We start from the raw sequence: 22,940 nt of genomic DNA, 5'->3' as shown, positions 1-22,940 counted from the left end.
AACTGTCATTATGGTGCGGTGTCGATTCGTCCTGTTTGACCACATGATTTATCGGATTGCTGTTACCGGTAATCCGTTAAACAGATCCCCGCGTGGGCTTGCCTCGAAGGCGAGGTTTGGGAGGATCGAGGCGTGCGCGCCGCGAACCGGAGATGGGGGCACGTCGCCCTGACCACCTGCCTGCTGCTCGCAGCCGCAGGTTGTACGAGCGAGGACGATGCGGAGCGACCTGCACCGGCCGCGCCGGACCCCTCCTCTCCCGGCGCGCAGGCCGCGCCGCTGCCACCACTGCCCGAGGGCGGGCAGCGCCTGCGGTGCGCCGATTCGATCGCCACGACACCGGAACCGGGTGAGGGGTACCGCGTCGTGGCTGACGCCGTGGCGGTGTCGTCGACTGTGGTGCAACCGACCGGGTCGTCCGATGACCGAGGGCCGACGCGGCTCTTCGCCAAATGGGGCCTGCTCGTACGGGCCGGAGCGGCCGTGGAGGTGCGGGTGGCGCCCGGCTGGGAGGACCGCGCCCGCATCGGGTGGGGCCCGGGCGCCGTCCCGGCGACCACTGTGCAGGTCGAGGCGTGCCCGGCCGCGAGCGCGTCGACCGCATGGTCGGTCTACACCGGCGGCACGTGGGTGGCGGGCCCGGCGTGCGTACCGCTGGTGATCAAGTCGCCCGGACGGCAGGTCGAGGTGCGACTCGCGATCGGCGCCGCGTGCGACGAGAGCACCTAGCGTACGAACGGCCTGACGACCTCGAAGGGCTTCGGGAACCGTACGGCGATGCCACTCTCCCGGCTCTTGCGGTCGAGGAACGCCCTGGCCACGGCGAACCTGTCGAAGAACCTCGGCAGCGGCCGCAGCCCGCGGTCCAGGGAGACGAAGAAGTCGTCCCAGTGGATCGGTACGATCAGGCCGGGCCGGGTCGCGTCCACCACGTGCCGCCAGTAGTCGCTCTGGAACTGCTGCGGCTGCACCCCCAGGGCGCCGATCGCGAGGTAGAGGACGTCGACGTCGAGCCCGTCGAACCGGTGCGGCACGTAGTTGGCGCTCGGGTGGATCAGCAGCGAACCGCCGGGGTGGGTGACGAGGAACGAGAAGCACCCGCCGTCGCGGTATCTGCTCGCCCTGACCGGCGGGACGAGCGGCGCCTCGATCACACCCGGGAACCTGTTGCCCGGGCTGTGGTCGCCGACGAACACGCGCACGGTGAACGCGCCGACGGGGTACTCGTCGCCGTCGGCGATGCGCGTCATCGACTGCTCGTCGAGGCCCGCGCCGCGTCCCACGTTGAGAGTGGACTCGGAGCCGAACAGACGTCCCCCGAGGTGCTTCACCACCTCGGGGGCGTCCATGACGTGGTCGTAGTGGGAGTGGGAGACGAAGAGCGCGTCGACACGAGTCACGCCGGCCCGGGAGAGCGCGGCGGTGATCCGCCCGAGGTCGGGGGCCACGCGGCCCAGCGCGACGCGCAGCAGTGAGGGCCGGCTCAGGAAACCGTCGATCAGGATTCCGGAGCTGCCGTCGGACACGTGGACGGTCGAGGTGCCGAAGAAGACGGCTTCGACAGACGCCCCGCCCGAGCCCATGCGCAGATGGTAGTGCGCCCGTCCTCGCGTCAGCTGCCGTCCGGCGCGGTGCCGCGGGTGCTGCGCAGGCTCCACACGATCGACACCGCGATCGTCACCACGATCACGCCGAGGGTGACCGGGATGGGCAGCTTGCCGACGGGCGTCTCCGAGAGGATCAACTTCACGCCGGCGAAGGCGAGCAGAACGGCCAGGCCGTAGTGCAGGTGCACGAAGCGGCGCAGCAGCCCGGCGAGGCAGAAGTAGAGGCTGCGCAGGCCGAGGATGGCGAAGGCGTTTGCGGTCCAGACGATGAACGTGCTGGTGGTGATCGCCAGGATCGCGGCGACACTGTCGACGGCGAAGATCAGGTCGGTGGCCTCCACCGCGATCAGGACCACGAACAGCAGGGTCGCGACCCGCTTCCCGTCGACCCGGGTGAAAAACCTGTCACCGTGGAAGGCCGGGTCGGTCGGAACGATCCGGCGGACCAGCCGGACGACCGGGTTACGGTCCGGCGGGGTCTGCTCGCCGTGGCGGAACGCCATCTTGTAGCCGGTGTAGACGAGGAACGCGCCGAACACGTACGCGGTCCAGAAGAACGTCTCCAGCAGCTCGGCACCGACGAAGATGAACACCAGCCGGAACACCAGGGCGCCGATGACCCCCCAGAACAGCACCTTGTGCTGGAACGCGGCGGGCACGGCGAAGGATGTGAAGATCAGCGCGAAGACGAAGACGTTGTCGATCGACAGCGCCTTCTCGATCAGGTAGCCGGCGTAGTAGGTGCCCGCCACGTCGCCGCCCTGCCAGACCCACAGGACGACGCCGAAGAGCAGGCCGGCCGCGATCCAGATACCGGACCAGACCGCTGCCTCACGGAAGTCGATGACGTGGTTGTCGCGGTGCAGGAACAGGTCCACGGCGAGCATCGCCGCGATCGCCAGCATGAGTACTGCCCAGATCCACCAGGACACGGACATACCGAAGGAGACCTCTCGCCCGGGCCGGCGGGTGCCGGCGCTGCTGGACGAAGGTCTCCCCGGGCCACTGACGGCGGTGGCTGCACCGCCGGGATCCGGATGGGCCGGGCCCGTACTGACGGCGGTGCGTGGTACGTCGGGTACTCCCCCTCGAACTACGATCCAGTATTCACGAAGTGGTGTTCGCACGTCAAGGAGTCCGGGCCGTCGCTAGGGTGACCGGATGGACGAAGACGCACGACTTCGGCACTCCACCTCGTTCGGCGCGGCGGCCACCGCGTACGCCGAACACCGCCCTGACTACGCGCGGGCCGCCCTGCGGTGGGCGCTCGACGGCGCACCCGGTGCGCGGGTTCTCGACCTCGGCGCGGGCACCGGCAAGCTCACCGCCACGCTGGCCGAGGTGAGCGACGACGTCGCGGCCGTGGAGCCGGACCCGGCGATGCTCGCCGAACTCCGCCGCACCCTGCCTGGCGTACGTGCGCTGTCCGGCAGCGCCGAGGCGATCCCGCTGCCGGACGCCTCCGTCGACGCCGTGGTCGCCGGCAACGCCATGCACTGGTTCGACATGTCCGTGGCCGGGCCGGAGATCGCCCGCGTCCTCTCCCCCGGCGGTGTCCTGGCCGGACTGTGGAACGTCGTGGACGACCGGGTCGACTGGGTCGCCGGGCTCGCGGCGGTCAGCGGCAGCGCCGCCATCGGCCCCCGGGACACGCCCGCGAGCTGGCGCGCCGCGACGGCGGCCATGCACCTGCCGAAGAGCGGCGAGGCCCGGTTCGGCTCGCCGGAGCAGGCGGAGTTCCCGCACGGGCAGCGCCGCACCGCCGATTCGCTCGTGGCGACGCTCGCCACCCGGGCCGGGATGCTCGTCATGCCGGAACGGGAACGCACCGAGACGCTCGACCGCATCCGCGCGTACCTGGCGAGCCGGCCGGAGACGGCCGACGGGGAGTTCACGCTGCCGATGCTCACCTGCGTACTGCGGGTACGGCGCAGGTGAACGGTGGCGACGTCCGCGCCGCCGCTGACGCGATGACCGCCGTGCTGCGGCCCGCCGCCGACCGGGACTGGACGGTACGCGCGGGCGACCTGGACTGGTCCTGCTGGACCACGGCCGCGCACATCGCGCACGACCTGGTCGCGTACGCCGGTCAGGTGTCCGGCCGGCCCGACGGCGGCTACCTCCCCTTCGACCTGCGGGTACGCGCCGACGCCGCGCCCGCCGAGGTGCTCACCGTCGCGGCGGCCGCGGCCGGGATGCTCGCCGCCACCATCGACGAGGCGAGCCCGGACGACCGGGCATGGCACTTCGGCCCGTGCGATCCGGCTGGGTTCGCCGCGATGGGCGTGGCCGAGATCCTGCTGCACACGCACGACCTGACCCGAGGGCTCGACCTGAACTGGTCGCCGCCCGCCGGGCTGTGCGCGCGGGTGGTGCGCCGGTTGTTCCCCGACGCGCCGGACGGCGACCCGGCGCCGGTGCTGCTGTGGCTGACCGGCCGCGCGCCGCTCGGCGGCAGGCCGCGGCGGACCGCGTGGACCTGGCAGGCCGCACGTCCCTGAACGCTCTCAGCGACGCCACCAGCGCCACCGACGGCGCGGGCGGGCCGAGGTGGCGTGCTGCGGCTCCGGTGCCGCGACGACCGGCGCGGCACGTTCCCGATCAGTGCGCCAGCGGTGCACCGCCTCCTCGACGTTCACCGGGCGGACCACCACGCGCGGCCCGGTCGGGGTACGCAGCCAGGCCACCACCTCGGTGTTGAGCGCCGCCACGTACGAGCGGACGGCGTCCTCGGTGGGCAGGTCGCGCAGCTCGGCCGGAAGCTGTTCGATGCGGCGGCGCAGCTGCAGCGGTGTGGGCAGCAGCAGGTCGGACGGGATCTGTTCGCGCTCCATGAAGCTGCGGATCCACCAGCCCTCGTCGTAGGGCATGTCGCGCCCCGGGATGGGCTTGCCCGCGCCCGGCAGGTTGTCGAACTCGCCACGCTCCTGGGCCGAGCGGATCTGCGCCTCGACCGCGGCCTCCCAGCCTGTCGTCACCGCCGTCACCTCCCGTACCCACGGTAACCGCCACCGTCCGACAAGAGTCAGCGTCGCGCGGGGCCGGGCTGTTCCCGCGCGCCGGCCGGGTCCGCCGCGTAGCGTGCCACCGGGTACCGAAAGGGGTGGCGGCGTGCGCGACTGGCTCATCGGACTCGCGGTGGCGGCGGCCTGCCTGGTCGGGAGCTGGGCGGTGCTGGTGCTGCTGGCCCGGCGCCTGCCACCGGGGATCCTGCGTGATCTGGCCGCGTTCGTGCCCGACTGCGTGACAGCGGTACGACGGCTGCGCCGCGACCCGCGGGTGCCGCGCCGCGCCCGCGTCGCGATCGTGGTCGCCGGAATCTGGGTGGCCAGCCCGATCGACCTGATCCCGGAGTTCCTGCCGGTGATCGGCCCGCTCGACGACATCGTGGTGGTCGCGCTCGCGTTGCGCTACGCCGCCCGGCAGATGCCCCGGCAGGTGCTGCTCGACGCGTGGCCGGGCGAGCCAAGGCTGCTGCTGCGCCTGCTCGGCCGCTGAGACCGGGCCGCCGTCAGGGCAGGCGGCGGACGTGGCGGTGGCCGTCCCGGGGGAACGGCGCGCGGGCCGGCAGCACCTCGGTGAAGACGTACCCGCTCTTCTCCGCCACCCGGCAGGAGGCCGGGTTGTCGACCTGGTGCAGCAGCTCCAGGTGGGTCAGGCCGGCGGCGGCGAACCGGGCGAACGCCCATGCGGTGACCGCCTCGACCGCCCGTGGCGCGACGCCGCGGCCGCGTGCCGGCGCGGCGGTCCAGTAGCCGATCTCGGCGGACGGGCGTCCCGGACGGACGTCCTTGAGCACCACGCAGGCCGCCACCCGGTCCTCCTCCAGCACCGCGAACATGAACCGGTGCCCGGCCGCCCAGCCCTGGTGGCTGCGCCGCAGGAACACCTGCGCCTGCGCCGGTCCGGTCACCGGATGCCTGGTCCAGGCGCGCAGCACCGGATCCCGGTACGCCTCGATCAGCGCGTCGGCGTCACCGTCGCGCCACGGGCGCAGCAGCAGGGCGGGAGCGGTCGGGGTGGCCGGTGCGGACAGCACGATCGACATGCGGCAAGTATCACCGCCGCAGCACCGGCACCACCGCCCCCCGCCCCGGCGATCATGAGGTTGGCGGCGACAAATCGGGCACCGCCGGCAGTCAACTTCATGATCGACGCAGTGAGGGCGGGCGGGGACAGTGCGGGGCGGCGGGTGGGCGTAGGGTCCGGGTAGGCGGCAACGGGGAGGCGACGTGGTCACTGTCGGCGCGGTCATGGGAATCGCCCTGGTGGCGCTCGGTCTGGTGCTCACGCCCGGGCCGAACATGGTCTACCTGGTGTCCCGGTCGGTGACGCAGGGGCGGCGGGCCGGGCTGGTGTCGCTGCTCGGCGTGGCGGTCGGCTTCCTGGTCTACCTGGCCGCCGCGGTGGCCGGCATCGCCACCGTGTTCGTGCTGGTCCCGCCGCTGTACACGGCGGTGAAGCTGGCCGGCGCGGCGTACCTGCTGTGGCTGGCCTGGCGGACGCTGCGCCCCGGTGGCACGTCGGCGTTCACCCCGGCGCCGCTGCCGCCGGACCGGCCCCGGCGCCTGTTCATCATGGGCCTGGTCACCAACCTGCTCAACCCGAAGATCGCCATCCTGTACGTGTCGCTGCTGCCGCAGTTCGTCGACCCGGCGCGGGGGCACGTGGCGGTGCAGAGTCTGCTGCTCGGCCTGACCCAGATCGCCGTGGCGCTGACCGTGAACGCGCTCATCGTGCTGAGCGCCGGCTCGGTGTCGGCGTTCCTCACCCGCCGTCCGGGCTGGGCGCGCGTGCAGCGGTGGGTGATGGGCACGGTGCTGGCGGCGCTCGCGGTGCGGATCGCCGCCGACCGCTCCCGCGCCGCCGTCGCCACCCCCTGACCCGGGGTACGCGCGTCAGCGCCCGCCGCAGTCCCTCCGCCGGAGCGCGTCACGGGGTCTCCTCGCGTACCACCGCCACGCCACCGGGCGCCACCGTCAACTCGCCGTCGACGGTCGCGCCGGTCAGCAGCTCGAACCCGGCAGTCGGCACCCGCTGCGGCCGGTCGGTGTGGTTGAGCAGGTAGAGCAGGCCGTCGTGGCGGCGTACCGCCTCGACGCCCTCGGGCGCGCCGGGACAGGCCGGGGTCACACCGGCGAGCCCTGCTGCCTTGGTGAGCAGCCGCCGGTAGGTGTCGTCGTCGGGGCGGGTGGAGACGTACCAGGCGTACGCGTCACCGACCCGGTGCCGGGTGATCGCGGGCCGCCCGTCCAGCACTCCCCCGGCGTAGGCGCGCACCGTCTCCGCGCCGGCCGGGTGCACCGTCTCCGACCAGATCCGGCCGGTCCCGCCCCCGCTCAGCGGCACGTGATCGTCGTCGGCGAGCGGGTGGAACTCCTCCACCCGCACGCCGAGCAGATCCCGGTACGCGCCCGGGTAGCCGCCGAGGCGTACCCGGGCGTGCTCGTCGGCGACGCCGCTGAGCCAGGTCACCAGCAGGTGCCCACCGTCGTGAACGTGCCGGCGTACCCAGTCGACTGTGGCGTCCGAGGCCAGGTAGAGGGCGGGTAGCACGAGCAGCCGGCAACCGTCGAGCGGGGTGCCGGGCGGCACCACGTCGGCGGTGACGCCCGCGTGCCACAGGGCCCGGTGCGCGGCGGCGGCCTCGCCGGGGTGGTCGAGTGCGTCGCGGGGCATCCCCGGGTGCCGCAGCGCCCAGCCGCTCGCCGCGTCGTACGCGATGGCCACCGCCGCCCGGACGCGGCCCGCCACGGTTCCGGCGAGGCGGCCCAGCGCGGCGCCCAGGTCGGCGGCCTCGCGGAACACGCGGGTATCCGCCCCGGCGTGCGACACCACAGCCGAGTGGAAGCGTTCCGCCCCGCCGGCCGGGGCCCGCCACTGGAAGAACATCACCCCGGCGGAACCGCGTGCCACGTGGGCGAGGCTGTGCCGGGTCATCCGGCCGGGTTCCTTGGTGTGCATCCGCCCGGCGGTGTGGATCTGGTTGGGCGCGCTCTCCATCAGCAGCCACGGCACCGGACGGCCGGCACCGTGACGGGCCCAGCCGCGGGCCACGTCGGCGGCGAACGCGGTCTGCTCCTCGGCGCCCATGCCGGTCGCGGACGGGTAGTGGTCGATCGCGACCAGGTCGACCTCGCGCGCCCAGCGGGCGTGGTCGACCGGCACCCAGTCGCCGAGCACGTAGTTGGTGGTGACAGGCACCGCCGGGTTGGCCACGCGGAGCAGGTCACGCTGCTCGATGTACGCGGACAGCAACGTGTCGGACCAGAAGCGGCGGAAGTCGAGCAGCTGGCCGGGGTTGGCGAGGTACTGGGTGGCGCGGGGTGTGCCGACCTGAGCCCAGTCGGAGTAGTGCTGGCTCCAGAAGCTGGTGACCCAGGCGTCGTTCAGCGCGTCGAGGTCGCCGTAGCGAGTGGTGAGCCAGCGGCGGAACGCCGCCTCGATGTGCGGGCAGTGGCAGGTGGTGCCGTACTCGTTGTGCACATGCCACAGCGCGAGCGCCGGGTGGTGCGCGTAGCGGGCGGCCAGCACCTCGGCGATGCTGCGGGCGGCGTGCCGGTACGCGGGCGCGGCGGCGCAGTAGGTGTCCCGGCTGCCGTGGGTCAGGCGGACGCCGTCGGCGGTGACCGGCAGCGCGTCCGGGTGGCGCAGCGAGAACCAGGGTGGCGGCGACGCGGTGGGGGTGGCCAGGGCGGCCCGGATGCCGGCCGCGTGCAGCAGGTCCAGGACGTCGTCGAGCCAGCCGAGCGTGTAGCGGCCGGGTTCGGGTTCCAGCCGGGACCAGGCGAACACGCCGACGGTGACCAGGTCGACCCCGGCCGCGCGCATCAGGGCGACGTCCTCGCGCCACACCTCGGGCGGCCACTGTTCCGGGTTCCAGTCCCCGCCGTAGCAGAGCCGGCCGTCGTCCCACGGCGTTTTAGTTGGCATCCCGGCCAAAATAGGAACAGGTGAGAAGGAAAGTCAATGCCGTCGATCATTGACAGTTAGTTGGGCTTCCAAAGAAACTGGCGGGACCGCCCGTGGACGCCGCGAGGAGACGCCCATGCCGTACCGCCCGCCGCTGGTCCCGTACGAGACGTTCGTGGCCGACCCGCCCGACCTGCCGGTCCGCGCCCCCGGCGAGGAGGGCGCCGACGACGTGCTGCGGGCCGAGGTCGCCGCGACCGACGCGCACGGCGTCACGCTCACCGCGACCTGCGCGTCCGGCCGCACGCTGGTCGCGCGCGTCGAGGCCGCCGGAGACGGGATCATCCGGGTACGCCTCGCCGACGACCTCTCCGTCCGCAGCCGGTCCGCGGCCGCGCTGACGCTGGTCCACCCGCAGCCGCACCCGGCGACGGTGACCGTGGCCGACGGGCACGTCCGGGTGGGCGCCGGCGGCGTGGTCGCCGAGGTGCGCCTGGACCCGTGGGGGCTGCGCTTCCTCGCCTCCGACGGGCGGCTGCTACTGGCCTCCGACGGTGGTACGCGGGACATCAGCGGCCGCCGCCGCACGCTGCCGCTCGGCCGCTCCACAGTCGACGGCGAGCCGGTCGCCTGGCACGAGAGCTTCGTGGCACCCGGCGACGAACGGTTCGTCGGCTTCGGCGAGAAGTTCACGCCGCTGGACAAGCGCGGCCAGCGACCGCTGATGTGGAACTTCGACGCCTTCGGCGGCGAGTCCGACCGCTCGCACAAGAACGTGCCGTTCTACCTGTCCGACCGCGGCTACGGCGTCCTCGTCGACAGCGGGCTGCCGGTGCAGTTCGACGTGTGCGCGAGCACCCACAGCAGCGTGCAGATCCTCGTCCCGGACGACCTGCTCGACTACTACGTGCTGGCCGGGCCCACCCCGGAGCGGGTGCTCGACCGGCTCGACTCGCTGACCGGGCGGCCGTACCTGCCGCCGCGGTGGGCGTTCGGCGCGTGGATCTCGTCCGGCTTCTTCCCGGACAGCCAGCAGCGGGTGCTGGAGCGGGCCCGGCGCCTCCGCGAGCGGGACGTCCCCTGCGACGTGCTGCACCTGGACTGCTACTGGCAGGTCGCCGGGCACTGGTCGGACCTGCGCTGGGACGCCGACGCCTTCCCCGACCCGGACGGCATGCTCAAGGACCTCACCGAGCAGGGCTTCCGGGTGTGCCTGTGGATGAACCCGTACCTGATGACCGGCAGCCCGCTCTACGCCGAGGCCGAGGCCGCCGGGTACTTCCTGCGCCATCCCGACGGCGGCACGTACGTCGCCGACACCTGGCACGGCAGCTACCCGGCTGGCGCCGTCGTGGACCTCACGAACCCGGCCGCGGTGCGCTGGTTCCAGGGCCTGCTGCGGCCACTGCTGGCGCAGGGCGTCGCGGTGTTCAAGACCGACTTCGCCGAGGGCGTACCCGCCGACGCGGTCGCCCACAACGGCATGACCGGTGTGGAACTGCACAACGTCTACGCGCTGCTGTTCAACGACGCGGTCGCCGACGTCACCGAGGAGGTGGCCGGGCACCGTACCGTGTGGGCGCGCTCGTCGTACCTGGGCGGGCAGCGGCACAGCGCCCAGTGGAGCGGCGACGTCAACGCCACCTGGCCCGGCATGGCCAGCACGCTGCGCGGCGGCCTGTCCCACGGGCTGTCCGGCGTGCCGTTCTGGAGCCACGACACCGGCGGCTTCCACGGCACCCCCGAACCGGACCTGTACGTGCGCTGGACCCAGTTCGGCGCGCTCTCCCCGCTGGTACGGCTGCACGGCACCACCAGCCGCCTGCCGTGGGAGTTCCCGCCCGAGGCGGAACGGCACGCGGTGGACGCGCTGCGGCTGCGCTACCGGCTGCTGCCGTACCTCTGGTCGGCGGCGGTGGCGAGCGCCCGTACCGGCGGCCCGATGATGCGGGCGCTGCTCGTCGACACCCCGGACGACCCGGCCGCCTGGACCGCCGACCTCCAGTACCGCCTCGGCCCCGACCTGCTGGTGGCGCCGGTGCTCGACCCGTCCGGCGAACGCGCCGTGTACCTGCCGGCGGGCGACGACTGGCTGGACGCGTACACCGGGCAGCGGCACCCCGGCGGCCGGCACCTGCGGGTGCGCGTACCCATCGACCGGCTGCCGCTGTACGTGCGGCACGGCGCGCTGATCCCCACGGTGGCGCCCGCGGCGACGGTCGGTACCGGCCCGTTCCGGGACGTCACGCTGGTGGCCTGGGGCGGCGGCGACGGCGTGGGCGTGGTGCGGGACCCCGACGGCGACACCACGATCACCGCCGCACGCGACGGGGACACGCTGCGTGTACGCGTGGACGGGCCGCTGGACGTGCGGCGGGTCAGCGTGGTCGGGGAGGATCCGCCGCGCCGGGTGGTGCTCGGCGGCGAGCCGGTCCCGGTGACGCCGTTCGCGCCGTGGTTCGGCGGCGGAGACCGGCCGGCCGGAATCTCGCCCATTTAGTTTAAGCTGTAGCCGAACTCGGGCCGGGCGCAGGAGGCGGGCAGTACGTGATCAGCATCGACCGGCCGACGGCCGATCTCGGCGACGTGCGGGTGACCAACCGGGCCGCGGTGCTCCGGCACGTCCGCCGGCACGCCCCCTGCTCCCGGGCCGACGTCGCCGCGCGCACCGGGCTGAACAAGGCCACCGTCTCCAGCCTGGTCGCCGAACTGATCGAGCACGGCCTGCTGCGCGAGACCGGGCTGACCGAGAACCGGGTCGGCCGCCCGGCCACCATGCTCGTGCTCGACGGCTCCCGCTACGCCGGGCTCGGCCTGCGCGTCGGCGCGGACGAACTGGTGGCGGTCGCCGCCGGGCTGGGCGGCGACCCGGTGCTCACCTGGCGGCGCGCGTTCCCCGCCGCCACCGCCGGCCCGGAGGAGACGGTGAAGGCGCTCGCCGCCCTGGTCCGGCGGGCCGTCACCCGCATCGGCGCCGACCGCACCGTGCTCGGCCTGACCGTTGCCGTACCAGGGCTGGTCGATCCGGACGGCGACGTGCCGGCCGCCCCGGCGCTGGGCTGGCGCGGTGTGCCGCTTGCCGCGTCGGTGCGCCGCGCGCTGCGCGACAGGGGCTTCCCCGTCACCGTCGACACCGAGGCCAACCTCGCCGTGCTGGCCGAGCGGCGGCACGGCCCGTACGCCGCCACCACCGACCTGGTGCACCTCACCGGCGGCCCGACGATCGGCGCGGGCCTGATCAGCGGCGGCCGGCTGCTGCGCGGCGGCCGCGGCTTCGCCGGCGACATCGGGCACCTGCCGCTGGCCGCCGACGGCCCGCCCTGCGACTGCGGGCGGCGCGGCTGCCTCACCGCGCTCCTCGGCGTGGACGCGGTGATCGGCCGGCTGCTGCCGGACGCCGGGCCGGTCACCGACCACCTGCCGGAGATCGAGCGGATCCAGGCCCTGGCCCGCGCCGGGGACGAGCCGGTACGGACCGGGCTCACCGAGATCGGCCGGCTGCTCGGGCAGGCGGTGTCGGTGCTGTCCGGGCTGCTCGACCCGGAGGTGGTGGTGGTCGGCGGCCACCTGGCGGCGCTCGCGCCGTGGCTGCTGCCGGCCGCCCACGCCGAACTCGCCGCCCGCACACCCGTCCCGCCCGGCGTACGGCTGGAGGTCAGCACGCTCGGGTCCGCGGCCGGCGCGCTGGGTGGGGCCACCGCCGCGCTGGCCACCGTGGAGGCGGGACGCCTGCCCGCCGGATGACCCCTTGACCGCACCCGCCGGAAGGTGTCAACCTCGGTAGCGCCGCGTTCCGGGACCGGGGCAACCTGCGAAGCGGCGTGTTTTTCGGCGGTTGTCGAAGCGCTTCACCACCGCTCCGGGCCGACGCCGCCGACCCCCACCACCCCTTTCTCGCGTACGCGCCGCCGCATCACCGGCTCGTTCGTCGAAGCGCTTCGACGAACGAGCGGCGGCCCGAACGCCGACCGGAGGCGCCCAACATGACCGACCTCGTCCCCCACCGTCTCGACGACCTGCTGGCCCGGCTCACGCTGCCGGAGAAGCTCGGCCTGCTGCACCAGTGGCAGGCGCCGGTGCCCCGGCTCGGCCTGCGCGCGTTCCGCACCGGCACCGAGGCGCTGCACGGCGTCGCGTGGCTCGGCACCGCCACCGTCTTCCCGCAGGCGATCGGCCTCGCCGCGAGCTGGAACCCGGACCTGATCCGGGCGGTCGGGTCCGCCGTCGGCGACGAGGTGCGGGTCAAGCACCGGGCCGACCCGGACCGCGTCGGCCTCAACGTGTGGGCGCCGGTGGTCAACCCGCTGCGCGACCCCCGGTGGGGGCGCAACGAGGAGGGCTGGTCCGAGGACCCGTGGCTGACCGGCCGGCTCGCCACCGCGTACGCGCTGGGGTTGCGCGGCGACCACCCGATCCGGCTGCGGACCGCGCCGACGCTCAAGCACTTCCTCGGCTACAACAACGAGACCGACCGGGCCACCACCTCCAGCGACCTGCCGCCGCGGGTGCTGCACGAGTACGAGCTGCCCGCGTTCCGCGCTCCCCTGGCGGCGGGCGCGGCGGTGGCGGTGATGGCGTCGTACAACCTGGTCGACGGCGTACCGGCGCACCTGAGCCCACTGATCGAGGGTGAGCTGCGCGGCTACGCCGACGACGAGATCATGGTGGTCGGTGACGCCGGGGCGGTCGGCAACATCGCCGGCGTGCAGGAGTACCTGCCCGACCACGTGGCCGGCTTCGCCGCTGCGCTGCGCGCCGGCATCGACAGTTTCACCGAGGACGACGAGGACAGCGCCCCCACAGTGGAACGGCTCACCGAGGCGCTGGCGCGCGGGCTGATCGAGCCCTCCCACGTGGACCGGGCGGTGCGGCGGATCCTGTCCGTCCGGTCGCGGCTCGGCGACCTGGCCCCGGACCCGCACGACGACGTGCCGCCGGACACGCTCGACAGCCTCGCCCACCGGGAACTCGCCCGCGAGGCCGCCCGCCAGTCGGTGGTGCTGCTGCGCAACGACGGCCTGCTGCCGCTGCGCCCCGGCACCCGGGTCGCCGTGCTCGGCCCGCTCGCCGACACCGTGCTCACCGACTGGTACAGCGGCACCCCGCCGTACGCGATCAGCCCGTACGGCGGGCTGCTCGGGCGGCTGCCCGCTGTGACCACCCACCCCGGCACCGACCGGATCACCCTGCACGTCGGCGACCGGGCGGTACGCCACGACGACGAGGGCCCGCTGGCGCTCGGCGACAGCCCGGCCGAGTTCGACGTGGTCGACTGGGGGCAGGACGTGGTGGCGCTGCGCGCCGCGGACACCGGCCGGTACGTCGGCGCCGACGACACCGGGGCGCTCGTCGCCGACCGCGACGGGCCCGGCGGCTGGGTGGTACGCGAGACGTTCCGCCTGCACCACCGGCCCGACGGCACCGCGCTGCTGCACCACCTGGCCACCGGGCGGCACGTCGGCGTCGCACCTGACGGGCGGCTGAGCGTCGCCACCGGCGACCCGGCCGTGTTCACCGTGACGCTGCTCGTCGACGGAGCTGCCGCTGCCGCCGCGCTCGCCGCCGCCGCCGACGTGGCCGTGGTGGTGCTCGGCAACCACCCGATGGTCAACGGCCGGGAGACCGAGGACCGGGCCGACCTGGCGCTGCCCACCGGCCAGGCCGAACTGCTGCGGGCCGTGCACGCCGCGAACCCGCGTACCGTGCTGGCGCTGACCAGCAGCTACCCGTACGCGGCGGGCTGGGCACAGGAACACGTGCCGGCGGTGCTGTGGAGCGCCCACGGTGGACAGGAACACGGCAACGGGCTCGCCGACGTGCTGCTCGGGGCGGCCGACCCGGGCGGGCGGCTCACCCAGACCTGGTACGCCGACGCCGCCGAACTGCCCGACCTGCTCGACTACGACGTCATCGGCGCCGACGCCACCTACCTGTACCACCGGGGTGAGCCGCTGTACCCGTTCGGGCACGGGCTCAGCTACGCCACGTTCGACTACGCTGACCTCCGGTTGAGCACCGCCACGGCGCGTGCCGGCGAGGAGGTGGAGGTGAGCGTCGAGGTCACCAACACGGGCCGCCGCCCGGGCACCGAGGTCGTGCAGCTCTACACCCGGCAGCGGCGCTCCCGGGTCAAGCAGCCGCTGCGGCAGTTGCGCGACTTCGCCCGCGTCACGCTCGACCCGGGCTGCGCCGCCCGGGTGACGCTGCGGCTGCGTACCGCCGATCTGGCCTGGTGGGACGAGACCCGCGCCGCGATGGTGGTGGAGGACGCCGTCCACTCCGTGCTCGTCGGCCGGTCCGCGCGCGACATCCGGCTGGCCGGCACGCTGACCGTTACCGGCGGCGACGCCACGGCCGAGCCGGCGGACTCCCGCATCGGAGCGGCCCGGTGAGCGGGCGCACCCCGGGTGAGCAGGTCACCATCGCCGACGTGGCCCGGCACGCCGGGGTGGCCGCCAGCACGGTGTCGTACGTGCTCAGCGGCAAACGCACCATCTCGGCCACCACCCGCGGCCGGGTGCTCGCCAGTGTCCGCGCGCTGGGCTACCACCCGCACGCCGGGGCCCGCGCGCTGGCCAGCCGTAAGGCGAACGTGATCGCGCTGGTGCTGCCGCTGCGTACCGGCATGCAGGTGCCGGTGGTGATGCGTTTCGCCACCGCAGTGGTCACCACCGCCCGCAGCTACGACCACGACGTGCTGCTGGTCACCGCCGACGAGGGACCGGCCGGGCTGCACCGCATCGCCGGCAGCGCACTCGTCGACGGCGTGCTGCTGATGGACGTGGAGCTGGAGGACTCCCGGGTGCCGCTGCTGCGGGACCTGGCGCTGCCGGGTGTCCTGATCGGGCACCCCGCCGACAGCACCGGACTGGCCTGCGTGGACCTCGACTTCCGGCGCGCCGGTGAGCTGTGCGTGGAACACCTGGCCGCCGCCGGGCACCGGCGCATCGCGCTGCTCGGCGCGCCCGCCGCGGTCTACGACCGGGGCACCGGGTTCGCCCACCGCACCCGCGCCGGGGTACGCGCCGCCGCCGAGCGGCTCGGCGTCGACGCGGTGACCCGGCCCTGCGAGGAGGGACCGGCCGCGGTGCGCCGCAATCTGGAGGCGCTGCTCGCCGACCACCCGGACGTCACCGGGCTGGTCGTGCAGAACGAGTCGGCGGTCGGGCCGGTGCTCGCCACGCTGCCCCTGCTGGGCCGCCGGGTGCCCCGCGACGTGTCGGTGGTCGCGATCTGCCCGGACGAGCTGGCCGAGCAGTCCGGGCTCACCTGCGTACCGGTGCCCGCCGAGGAGGTCGGCCGCCAGGCGGTGGCGCTGCTGATGCGGCGGTTGAGCGGCGAGGGAGTGCCGGAGGTGACGTTGCTGGAACCGCACCTCACCGTGCGGGACACCAGCGCCGGCCAGTGACTGCGCACCGCATCCACGACACCGCGCCGGCAGGCGACTGGACGGACGCCTTCCTCACCGGCAACGGCGAGCTGGGACTCATGGTCCACGGGCGGCCGCACGCGGAACGGATCGTGGTGAACCACCACCGGCTCGTCCTGCCCAACGGCACCCGGCACGCGCGTGCGCCGGAGCTGGCCGGCCGGATGCCGCACATCCGCGCACTGGTGCTCGCCGGACGCCGTGCCGAGGCCGCCCGGCTGCTCACCGGCGGCCGTGAGCTGGAGTGGACCCAGTCGTTCCACCCCGGGTACGCGCTCACCGTCGATGCCGCGCCCGGACCGGTGCGCGACTACCGGCGCGACACCGACTTCACCACCGGCGAGGTGACCGTCGAGTGGTCGGGCGGGCGGCGGCGCTGCTTCGCCTCCCGCGCCGACGGTGTCGCGGTGCTGCACCTCGACCAGGGCGACTGCGTGGTGGGGGCGACCGGTGAGCTGCCCGGCCGACCGGCCGACGTGGTCTACGAGCGCGCCGCGTACCGCCGCGACGGGCTGGTGTTCCTGCGGATACGCGCCCGCTACCCGCACGCCGGCGGCGCGTACGGGTTCGAAGGACTGACGTTGCTGCGTGGCGACGTGAGCGTCGACGGCGACCGGGTGCGGGTACGCCGACCGGCGCTGCTCACCACGCTCGTGGACCGGCCCGACGCGCCGCCGTGGCGGACCCGGGTTGCGGAGCGACGGCTCGCCGCGCTGGCCGGGGACTACGGCACGCTGCTGGCCCGGCACGTACCGCGCCATCGTGGTCCGTACACCCGGGTCGGCCTGGACCTCGGCGTGCCGGATGCCGACCGGGCGCTACCAGTGGGTGAGCTGCTGGCCCGGCAGGCCGACGCGCCGGACCGGCTGGACCCGGCGCTGCTGGAACGGTTGTTCCACGCCGGCCGGTACCTGCTGTTCAGCGCCAGCGGGGTGCTGCCGCCCCGGCTGACCGGGCTGTGGCTGGGCTCGTGGGACGCGGCGTGGGCCGGCGACTTCACCACCGACGCGAACCTCAACCTGCAACTGGCCGGTGCGAACGTGGGCGCGCTGCCGGAGGTGACAGCCGCGCACGCCCGGCTGGTCGTCGCCCAGGTGGACCACTGGCGTGCCAACGCGCGGGCCGTGTACGGGGCACGCGGGTTGCTGGCGCCCAGCCGCACCGACGGTGAGCACGGGCACCTGTTCCACGTCCACCCGGACTGGCCGTTCACCGCGTGGCTGGCCGGCGCGGACTGGCTGCTGCATCCGCTGCACGAACATCAGCTGGTCACCGGTGAGCCGCTGGGCGAGGTGGCCGGCTGGCTGGCCGAGGTGGCGGACTTCTTCGCGGACGTGCTGACCGCTGTGGACGGGCGGCCGGTGCTGGTGCCGTCGTACTCGCCGGAGACCGGCCCGTACGACGACACCGGCCGGACCGCGCCGGTCGCGGTGAACGCCACGATGGACGTCGCGGCGGCCCGGCACGCGCTGCGGCTGGCCGCCGAGGTCACAGGCGACGACCGGTGGGCCGGGATACGGCCGCCGGACTACCTGGTGGACGGGCGCGGCGCGCTCGCCGAGTGGGCGTGGCCCGGCAGCACCGGCGACGAGGACCACCGGCACGTCAGCCACCTGTACCCGGTGTGGCCGCTGCACGAGATCGACAGGGACGACACCCCGGAGCTGGCCGTCGCCGCGCACCGGGCACTGACGCTGCGCGGCGACGAGAACCGGTCCGCGCACGGCAGCCTGCACCGGGCGCTGGCGGCGGCACGGCTGCGTGACGGCGACCTGGTCGCGGCGAACCTGCGCAAGATCGTCGGCGCGGACATGTTCTTCCGGTCGCTGATGAGCGCGCACAACCCGGGCCGGACCACGTACAACGCCGACGCCGCGCACGCGCTGCCGGCGGTGCTGATCGAGTCGCTGGTGCAGTCGCGCCCGGGAACGCTGCGGCTGCTGCCGGCGCCGCTGCCGGATCTGCCCGCCGGGACGCTGCGCGGCATCACCTGCCGGGGCCGGGTCACCGTCGAGGAGCTGACCTGGGCGCCGGGCCGGATCCGGGCGCGGCTGGTGTCGCCGGTGGCGCAGCGCGTGGTGGTGCACGCGCCCGGCGGCCACTGTGCGGTGGATCTGGCCCCGGACCGGCCGTACGAGGTGCTGTTCGCCTAGAGGTTGTCGGGCTGGTGCAGCGCCGGGTGGCTCTGGCCCGGCGCGGCGTACCAGGGCGGGGCGTCGTCGGTCAGCGCGGTGCCGATCCGCAGCCGTGCCCAGTCGTCCAGGTCGGGCAGTGCGTCCGGGGCGAACCAGGCCACCGCCAGCGACTCGTCGCCGTCGGCGGTCGGCGCGCCGCCGACCGCCCGGCAGCGGAACCAGATGTTCAGGTATTCGCAGGCGTCGCCGTTGGGGTAGACCACCGGGTGGGTGGCGACGCCGGCGAGCCGGTCGATCGCCACCTTGACGCCGGTCTCCTCGTGGACCTCGCGCACCAGCGCGTCGGCCGGCTGCTCGCCCGGGTCGACGGTGCCCGCCGGCACGGACCAGCGGCCGTTGTCGCCCCGGCGGGCCAGCAGCACCCGTCCCGCGTCGTCGGTGACCACGCCGCTGACGCCGTACAGCATGAGCAGGTCGTGGCCGACGTGGCGGCGCAGCCGGGCGATGTAGGGCGAGACGGCCATGCCGAGCAGGCTACCGGCGGTCCTGCCGGTGCCGCCGGACCATGCCCTCGGCCAGCGCCGCACCGTCCAGGTCACCGGCGGCCAGCCGGGTGGCGACGGTACGGCGCACCATCCGGTCCGCGAGGGCCGGAGCGTGGCGGGCCAGCGCCAGTTCGATCCGGCCGCGCCGGGTGGTGGCCACGTCCCGTGGCGCGCGCCGGGCGGTGGCGGCGCGCAGGATCGCCGCCACCACCCCCTCGACCGGCTCCGGGCGGGACACCCCGCTCAGCGACAGTCCGGCCGCCACCGTGCTGTCGTGGATCGGGGAGGCGACCATGCTCGGGTAGACGACGCTGACGCCGACGTGGGTGCCTACCTCGTGGCGCAACGCGTCGGCGTACGCGACGAGCGCCCGCTTGCTGACGCCGTACGCGGCTGCGAGGGGCAGCGGCAGCACCGCCATCCGGCTGGCCACGAAGATCACCCGGCCGCGGGCCGCCTCCAGGGCGGGCATCGCGGCGGCGGTGGTGCGCCAGGAGGCGAGCAGGTTCACCTCGATCTGGCGGCGTACCACCTCGTCCGGCGGCAGCTCGGCGGGCGCGGGCCCGCCCACCCCGGCGTTGTTGATCAGCAGGTCCAGCCCGCCGAGCCGGTCGACCGCTGCAGCCACCGCCGGTGGCGTCGCGGCCGGGTCGGTCAGGTCGACGCCGAGCACCGGCGGCGTGGCGTCGAGGTCGGCGTGCAGGTCCAGCCCGACCACCTGCGCGCCGGCGGCGGTCAGCGCCGCGCCCAGGTGCTGCCCGAACGTGCCCCGGGCGCCGGTGACCAGCACCCGCCGTCCGGCCAGCCCGCTGCCACGGACCGACGCGTCCACTCCGGCCCGCCCCTTGCCTGCCGCGCTCATCGTCCCGCTCCCGCGCGGCGCCGACCGGCGGCCAGTTCGCGGCTTAGCTCGGCCAGGTAGACGTCGAAGTCGACGCGCATGTGCGGGCGGCGCTGCCCCCACCGGGCGGTGGCGGCGCGCAGCTCGTCGCGGCAGGCGGCGGCCTGCCGGGCCGGGTCCGGTGGCGCCCAGGTGCCGGCCAGGCGCGCGGCCACCAGCCGGGCCTGCGCCTCGACCAGGGGGAACGCCGCGCCGGTGGACTGCATGAGCCCGACGAACGCCAGGCCAGGGGCGTCCAGGTGGAACACGTGCCGGTACAGCGGCAGCCGGTCGGCGCCGTCGCCGAGCAGCGCCGGGTCGAGGAACGGCATCTCGACCCGGTAGCCGGTGCACCAGACGACCAGGTCGACGTCGTCGTGGCGGCCGTCGGTGAACTCGACCCGGTCGCCGTCGAAGCGGGCGATGCCGGGCCGGGCCTGGATGTCGCCGTGGGTGAGCCGGGACAGCAGCGCGTCGGACAGCGTCGGGTGGTCCTGGAGGAAGCCGTGCGCCGGTGCTGGTAGCCCGTACCGGGTGGGCGGCCCGACCGCTGTGGTGATCATGGTCTGGCTGATCCGCTGGCGCAGCCGCCACGGCAGCCGGCGGGCCAGCGCGCCGTTGAGCGTGTCCGACGGGCGGCCGAGCAGGTACTTGGGTACCACCCAGACGCCGCGGCGCAGCGACAGCAGCGTCCGCGCGGCGGCGTACGAGGCGTCGACGGCGATGTCCATGGCGGAGTTGCCGCCGCCGACCACGAGGACACGGCGGCCGGCGAGCTGTTCCGGGCCGCGGTAGTCGTGGCTGTGCATCTGCTCGGCGGTGCACTCGCCCGGGTACGGCTCGGGCCGCTTCGGCACCCGGTTGTGCCCGTTGGCGACCACCACCGCCTCGACGTCGACAGCGACCGGGCCGTCCGGTCCGGTGGCCCGCACCCGCCAGCCGTCGCCGGTGCGGGTGACCCGGTCGACGGTGTGCCGCAGCCGTACCGCCTCGCGCAGCCCGAACCGGTCGGCGTAGTCGCCGAGGTAGCCCGCGATCCGGGTGTGGTCGGGGTAGTCCGGCCAGTCGGCGGGCATCGGGTGGTCGGCGAACTCGGTGCGTCCCCTGCTGGTGTTCAGGTGCAGCGTGCGGTACGCGGGCGAGCCGGGTGCGCCGTACACCCAGAGGCCGCCGAGCGTGTCGGCCGTCTCGAACGCGACGGCCGGGACACCGGCGTCGGCGAGCGCCTTGAGTGTGGCCAGGCCGGCGGCTCCGGCGCCGACGACAGCGACCCTGGGTGCGGCCATGCCCGCCTCCTTAATCCAACGACCGATGGATAATCCCCGGAGCGCGGGCCGGCGTCAAGGGCGGGTGCCTCCCGCGCCGCCGGCGTACAGCGCGTCGAGGAACCGGTGCACGAACGCCCGGAACTCCCGCCGCTCCCGCGCATCCGAGCCGGTCCCGGCGGCGAGCGCCACCACGTGCCCGTGCACCGCCCAGACCAGGGAACGCACCGTCACGTGCGGGGTCGGTTCGGTCAGGGCGCCCGCTCCGGACGCCGCCACCAGCAGCTCCTCGACCAGCCCGTACAGCGGGGCGGCGTAGCGGCGGTCCAGTTCGCCGTGCCGCTGCGGCTCCAGCCAGCGGCGCAGCCACAGCGCTGTCGTCTCCGGCCGGTCCTCCAGGAAGTCGACGAACACGTCCAGCAGGTCGTGCAGCGCGCGCAGCGCGTCCTGCGGGCCCGCCGCCAGGGCCGCCCGGGCGCGTTCCCCCGCCGCCTCGACGACCTGCCGCTCGGCGCTGAACACCCGGGCGAAGCAGGCGTCGTAGAGCTGCGCCTTGGTGCCGGTGTGGTGCACGACGGTGGCCGCGTCCACGCCCGCGGCGGCGGCGACGTCGCGGACGCTCACCGCGTCGAAGCCCCGCTCGGCGAACAACGCGGTGGCGGCGGCGAGCACCAGGTCACGGGTCGGCCGCTGGTCGTCGCGGCGGGGCCGACCGGGCCGGCGGCGGGGCATGGTCATCCGGCCATTGTTCCCCCTACAATCCAGCAACCGTTGGATTGGGGACGGCGTGCCCCGAGGACAGGAGACCGCCATGACCGGGCTGGATCAGCGCTCCGACGCGGTCACCCTGCCGCGCGGCCCGCTCGTCGGGTTCGCCACCGGCTCGCTCGGCATGGGCGTCTGGGTCACCGTGCCGGGGCTGCTGCTGCTCTACTTCCTGACCGACGTGCTGGCCGTCGCGCCGTGGCTCGCCGGGCTCACGCTGCTGCTGCCGAAGATCGCCGACGTGCTGCTGCACCCGTGGATCGGGCACCGCTGCGACGTCGAGCAGGCCCGCCGGGGCCACCGCCGCCGGCTGCTGCTGGCCGGATGTGTGCTGCCGCTGGCGTTCGCCGCGCTGTTCGCGGTGCCCGGCGGCCTCACCGGCGCCGCCGCGGCCGGCTGGGTGGCGGTGTTCTTCGTCGCCGGCAACCTGCTGTTCGCCGCGTACCAGGTGCCCTACCTGGCGACCCCGGCGGACCTGCGGATCGGCTACCACGAGCGGACCCGGCTGATGGCGTTCCGGATGGTGGTGCTGACGCTCGGCATCCTGGTCTCCGGACTGCTCGCGCCGCTGCTGGCCGGCGGCGACGACGCCACACGCGACGGTTACCTGCGGATGGGCGTGGTGCTGGCGGCCGGGATGCTCGCCGCGATGCTGGTCGGCGTCGCCGGGATCGGCCGGTTGCGCCGTACCGCCGCCGACACGGCCCCGCCGCACGGCCCGGGCGGGTGGCGGGCGCTGGCGGCGAGCCTGCGGGACCGGCAGTTCCGCTGGCTGGTCGGCGCGTACCTGGCCATGTCCACCACCACCCACCTGGTGCTCGCCGGGGTGCCCTACTACGCCGAGTACGAGCTGGGCCGCCCCGGGCTCACGACGGTGCTGGTGGCCGGGTTCGTCGCACCGGCGCTGCTCGTCACGCCGGGCTGGCTGGCGGTGGCGCGGCGGATCGGCAAGCAACGCGCCCTGCTCGCCGCGCAGGCCGCGTTCGCCGCCGGGTCGCTGGTGCTGGCGATCGGCCGCCCCGCCGGGCTGCCGGTGCTGGTGGCCGCCGTGGCGGTGCTCGGGGTGGCGTTCGCCGGCATGCAACTGCTGCCATTCTCGATGCTGCCCGACGTGATCCGCGCGGCCGGCGGCACCGAGCGGGCCGGCACGTACACCGGGGTGTGGACCGCCACCGAGGCCACCGGTGCGGCGCTGGGTCCCTACGCGTACGCGCTGTGCCTCGCCGCCGGCGGGTTCGTGGCCTCGACCGCCGGGCAGAGCGTGACCCAGTCCCCGGCCGCGCTGGACGCGCTGCGCTACGGCTTCGGGTTGCTGCCCGCCGCCGTGATGGTGGTCGCGGTGCTGCTGCAACGCCGCTACACCCTCGACGGCGCGGCCCGCGCGGACGCGGCCCACTAGACT

Annotated in this window: 20 protein-coding genes; 11 read left to right on the top strand and 9 right to left on the bottom strand. The window is 74.6% G+C overall.

What is annotated here, in order from left to right:
* The first annotated feature begins 132 nt into the window (after nucleotides 1-132).
* Nucleotides 133-729, top strand: a complete 597-nt coding sequence (locus tag O7546_RS14320) for a hypothetical protein (protein ID WP_281601072.1) — start codon at nucleotides 133-135, stop codon at nucleotides 727-729.
* Here the strand turns inward: O7546_RS14320 and O7546_RS14315 are convergent.
* The gene (locus O7546_RS14315; RefSeq protein ID WP_194802539.1) at nucleotides 726-1,583 is read right to left on the bottom strand and encodes an MBL fold metallo-hydrolase; all 858 of its coding nucleotides are present in this window, start codon (nucleotides 1,581-1,583) and stop codon (nucleotides 726-728) included. The two genes, O7546_RS14320 and O7546_RS14315, sit on opposite strands and share 4 nt — an antisense overlap.
* Nucleotides 1,584-1,612: 29 nt before the next feature.
* Nucleotides 1,613-2,545 (bottom strand): TerC family protein, encoded by a 933-nt coding sequence (locus O7546_RS14310; RefSeq protein WP_194802538.1) that lies wholly within the window; start codon nucleotides 2,543-2,545, stop codon nucleotides 1,613-1,615.
* A 223-nt stretch (nucleotides 2,546-2,768) separates the two neighbouring features.
* Between O7546_RS14310 and O7546_RS14305 the strand changes: the two genes are divergently transcribed.
* Nucleotides 2,769-3,545: a class I SAM-dependent methyltransferase gene (locus O7546_RS14305; RefSeq protein ID WP_194802537.1), complete on the top strand. Its 777-nt coding sequence runs from the start codon at nucleotides 2,769-2,771 to the stop codon at nucleotides 3,543-3,545.
* Nucleotides 3,542-4,108 carry a maleylpyruvate isomerase N-terminal domain-containing protein gene (locus O7546_RS14300; RefSeq protein WP_269696976.1) on the top strand — a complete coding sequence of 189 codons (567 nt, stop codon included), beginning with the start codon at nucleotides 3,542-3,544 and terminating at the stop codon, nucleotides 4,106-4,108. The genes O7546_RS14305 and O7546_RS14300 overlap by 4 nt, the downstream gene beginning before the upstream one ends.
* Before the next feature lie 6 nt (nucleotides 4,109-4,114).
* Here O7546_RS14300 and O7546_RS14295 read toward each other — a convergent pair whose 3' ends face one another.
* The gene (locus O7546_RS14295; RefSeq protein WP_194802535.1) at nucleotides 4,115-4,585 is read right to left on the bottom strand and encodes a DUF1992 domain-containing protein; all 471 of its coding nucleotides are present in this window, start codon (nucleotides 4,583-4,585) and stop codon (nucleotides 4,115-4,117) included.
* Nucleotides 4,586-4,718: 133 nt separating this feature from the next.
* Here O7546_RS14295 and O7546_RS14290 point away from each other — a divergent pair, with 133 nt between their 5' ends.
* Nucleotides 4,719-5,105: a DUF1232 domain-containing protein gene (locus tag O7546_RS14290; RefSeq protein WP_135240145.1), complete on the top strand. Its 387-nt coding sequence runs from the start codon at nucleotides 4,719-4,721 to the stop codon at nucleotides 5,103-5,105.
* A 13-nt stretch (nucleotides 5,106-5,118) separates the two neighbouring features.
* Here O7546_RS14290 and O7546_RS14285 read toward each other — a convergent pair whose 3' ends face one another.
* Nucleotides 5,119-5,655, bottom strand: coding sequence for a GNAT family N-acetyltransferase (locus tag O7546_RS14285; RefSeq protein ID WP_194802534.1), 537 nt, complete (start codon nucleotides 5,653-5,655; stop codon nucleotides 5,119-5,121).
* Nucleotides 5,656-5,839: 184 nt separating this feature from the next.
* Between O7546_RS14285 and O7546_RS14280 the strand changes: the two genes are divergently transcribed.
* Entirely contained in the window at nucleotides 5,840-6,490 is a 651-nt protein-coding gene (locus O7546_RS14280; RefSeq protein WP_194802533.1) for a LysE family translocator, read from the top strand.
* Nucleotides 6,491-6,539: 49 nt separating this feature from the next.
* Here O7546_RS14280 and O7546_RS14275 read toward each other — a convergent pair whose 3' ends face one another.
* Entirely contained in the window at nucleotides 6,540-8,540 is a 2,001-nt protein-coding gene (locus O7546_RS14275) for a beta-galactosidase (protein WP_281601071.1), read from the bottom strand.
* Between the two features lie 115 nt (nucleotides 8,541-8,655).
* On the opposite strand from O7546_RS14275, the gene O7546_RS14270 reads away from it, so the two are divergent.
* The 5 genes from O7546_RS14270 to O7546_RS14250 all read left to right on the top strand — a co-directional run bounded on the left by O7546_RS14270 (nucleotide 8,656) and on the right by O7546_RS14250 (nucleotide 18,101).
* The gene (locus tag O7546_RS14270; RefSeq protein ID WP_281601070.1) at nucleotides 8,656-11,019 is read left to right on the top strand and encodes a TIM-barrel domain-containing protein; all 2,364 of its coding nucleotides are present in this window, start codon (nucleotides 8,656-8,658) and stop codon (nucleotides 11,017-11,019) included.
* A gap of 47 nt (nucleotides 11,020-11,066) precedes the next feature.
* Nucleotides 11,067-12,263, top strand: coding sequence for an ROK family transcriptional regulator (locus tag O7546_RS14265; RefSeq protein ID WP_194802530.1), 1,197 nt, complete (start codon nucleotides 11,067-11,069; stop codon nucleotides 12,261-12,263).
* Nucleotides 12,264-12,502: 239 nt separating this feature from the next.
* Nucleotides 12,503-14,911: a glycoside hydrolase family 3 C-terminal domain-containing protein gene (locus O7546_RS14260; RefSeq protein WP_281601069.1), complete on the top strand. Its 2,409-nt coding sequence runs from the start codon at nucleotides 12,503-12,505 to the stop codon at nucleotides 14,909-14,911.
* Nucleotides 14,908-15,927: a LacI family DNA-binding transcriptional regulator gene (locus tag O7546_RS14255; protein WP_281601068.1), complete on the top strand. Its 1,020-nt coding sequence runs from the start codon at nucleotides 14,908-14,910 to the stop codon at nucleotides 15,925-15,927. Before O7546_RS14260 ends, O7546_RS14255 begins: the two co-directional genes overlap by 4 nt.
* Nucleotides 15,924-18,101, top strand: coding sequence for a glycoside hydrolase family 95 protein (locus O7546_RS14250; RefSeq protein ID WP_281601067.1), 2,178 nt, complete (start codon nucleotides 15,924-15,926; stop codon nucleotides 18,099-18,101). The genes O7546_RS14255 and O7546_RS14250 overlap by 4 nt, the downstream gene beginning before the upstream one ends.
* Here O7546_RS14250 and O7546_RS14245 read toward each other — a convergent pair.
* The 4 genes from O7546_RS14245 to O7546_RS14230 are packed head-to-tail and all read right to left on the bottom strand — an operon-like array spanning nucleotide 18,098 to nucleotide 21,505.
* Nucleotides 18,098-18,607, bottom strand: coding sequence for an NUDIX domain-containing protein (locus O7546_RS14245; RefSeq protein WP_281601066.1), 510 nt, complete (start codon nucleotides 18,605-18,607; stop codon nucleotides 18,098-18,100). The two genes, O7546_RS14250 and O7546_RS14245, sit on opposite strands and share 4 nt — an antisense overlap.
* A 10-nt stretch (nucleotides 18,608-18,617) precedes the next feature.
* The gene (locus O7546_RS14240; protein WP_194802525.1) at nucleotides 18,618-19,490 is read right to left on the bottom strand and encodes an SDR family oxidoreductase; all 873 of its coding nucleotides are present in this window, start codon (nucleotides 19,488-19,490) and stop codon (nucleotides 18,618-18,620) included.
* Nucleotides 19,487-20,794, bottom strand: coding sequence for an NAD(P)-binding domain-containing protein (locus O7546_RS14235; protein ID WP_281601065.1), 1,308 nt, complete (start codon nucleotides 20,792-20,794; stop codon nucleotides 19,487-19,489). Before O7546_RS14235 ends, O7546_RS14240 begins: the two co-directional genes overlap by 4 nt.
* Nucleotides 20,795-20,848: 54 nt before the next feature.
* Entirely contained in the window at nucleotides 20,849-21,505 is a 657-nt protein-coding gene (locus tag O7546_RS14230) for a TetR/AcrR family transcriptional regulator (RefSeq protein ID WP_194802566.1), read from the bottom strand.
* A gap of 79 nt (nucleotides 21,506-21,584) precedes the next feature.
* Between O7546_RS14230 and O7546_RS14225 the strand changes: the two genes are divergently transcribed.
* Nucleotides 21,585-22,937 (top strand): MFS transporter, encoded by a 1,353-nt coding sequence (locus O7546_RS14225; RefSeq protein ID WP_194802523.1) that lies wholly within the window; start codon nucleotides 21,585-21,587, stop codon nucleotides 22,935-22,937.
* The last annotated feature ends 3 nt before the right edge of the window (nucleotides 22,938-22,940 follow it).

The sequence above is a fragment of the Micromonospora sp. WMMA1976 genome (assembly GCF_027497335.1).
GTDB classification, from domain to species: Bacteria; Actinomycetota; Actinomycetes; order Mycobacteriales; family Micromonosporaceae; genus Micromonospora; species Micromonospora aurantiaca.
The sequence above is the reverse complement of the archived record's forward strand: the minus strand, read 5'-3'. Positions and strand labels throughout refer to the sequence as shown.

What these genes read in the sequence shown, in the direction of transcription:
- O7546_RS14260 (WP_281601069.1), top strand. Translation starts at nt 12,503, where the DNA reads ATGACCGACCTCGTCCCCCACCGTCTCGACGACCTGCTGGCCCGGCTC.
- O7546_RS14245 (WP_281601066.1), bottom strand. Translation starts at nt 18,607, where the DNA reads ATGGCCGTCTCGCCCTACATCGCCCGGCTGCGCCGCCACGTCGGCCAC.
- O7546_RS14275 (WP_281601071.1), bottom strand. Translation starts at nt 8,540, where the DNA reads ATGCCAACTAAAACGCCGTGGGACGACGGCCGGCTCTGCTACGGCGGG.
- O7546_RS14270 (WP_281601070.1), top strand. Translation starts at nt 8,656, where the DNA reads ATGCCGTACCGCCCGCCGCTGGTCCCGTACGAGACGTTCGTGGCCGAC.
- O7546_RS14235 (WP_281601065.1), bottom strand. Translation starts at nt 20,794, where the DNA reads ATGGCCGCACCCAGGGTCGCTGTCGTCGGCGCCGGAGCCGCCGGCCTG.
- O7546_RS14225 (WP_194802523.1), top strand. Translation starts at nt 21,585, where the DNA reads ATGACCGGGCTGGATCAGCGCTCCGACGCGGTCACCCTGCCGCGCGGC.
- O7546_RS14305 (WP_194802537.1), top strand. Translation starts at nt 2,769, where the DNA reads ATGGACGAAGACGCACGACTTCGGCACTCCACCTCGTTCGGCGCGGCG.
- O7546_RS14285 (WP_194802534.1), bottom strand. Translation starts at nt 5,655, where the DNA reads ATGTCGATCGTGCTGTCCGCACCGGCCACCCCGACCGCTCCCGCCCTG.
- O7546_RS14230 (WP_194802566.1), bottom strand. Translation starts at nt 21,505, where the DNA reads ATGCCCCGCCGCCGGCCCGGTCGGCCCCGCCGCGACGACCAGCGGCCG.
- O7546_RS14315 (WP_194802539.1), bottom strand. Translation starts at nt 1,583, where the DNA reads ATGGGCTCGGGCGGGGCGTCTGTCGAAGCCGTCTTCTTCGGCACCTCG.
- O7546_RS14240 (WP_194802525.1), bottom strand. Translation starts at nt 19,490, where the DNA reads ATGAGCGCGGCAGGCAAGGGGCGGGCCGGAGTGGACGCGTCGGTCCGT.
- O7546_RS14310 (WP_194802538.1), bottom strand. Translation starts at nt 2,545, where the DNA reads ATGTCCGTGTCCTGGTGGATCTGGGCAGTACTCATGCTGGCGATCGCG.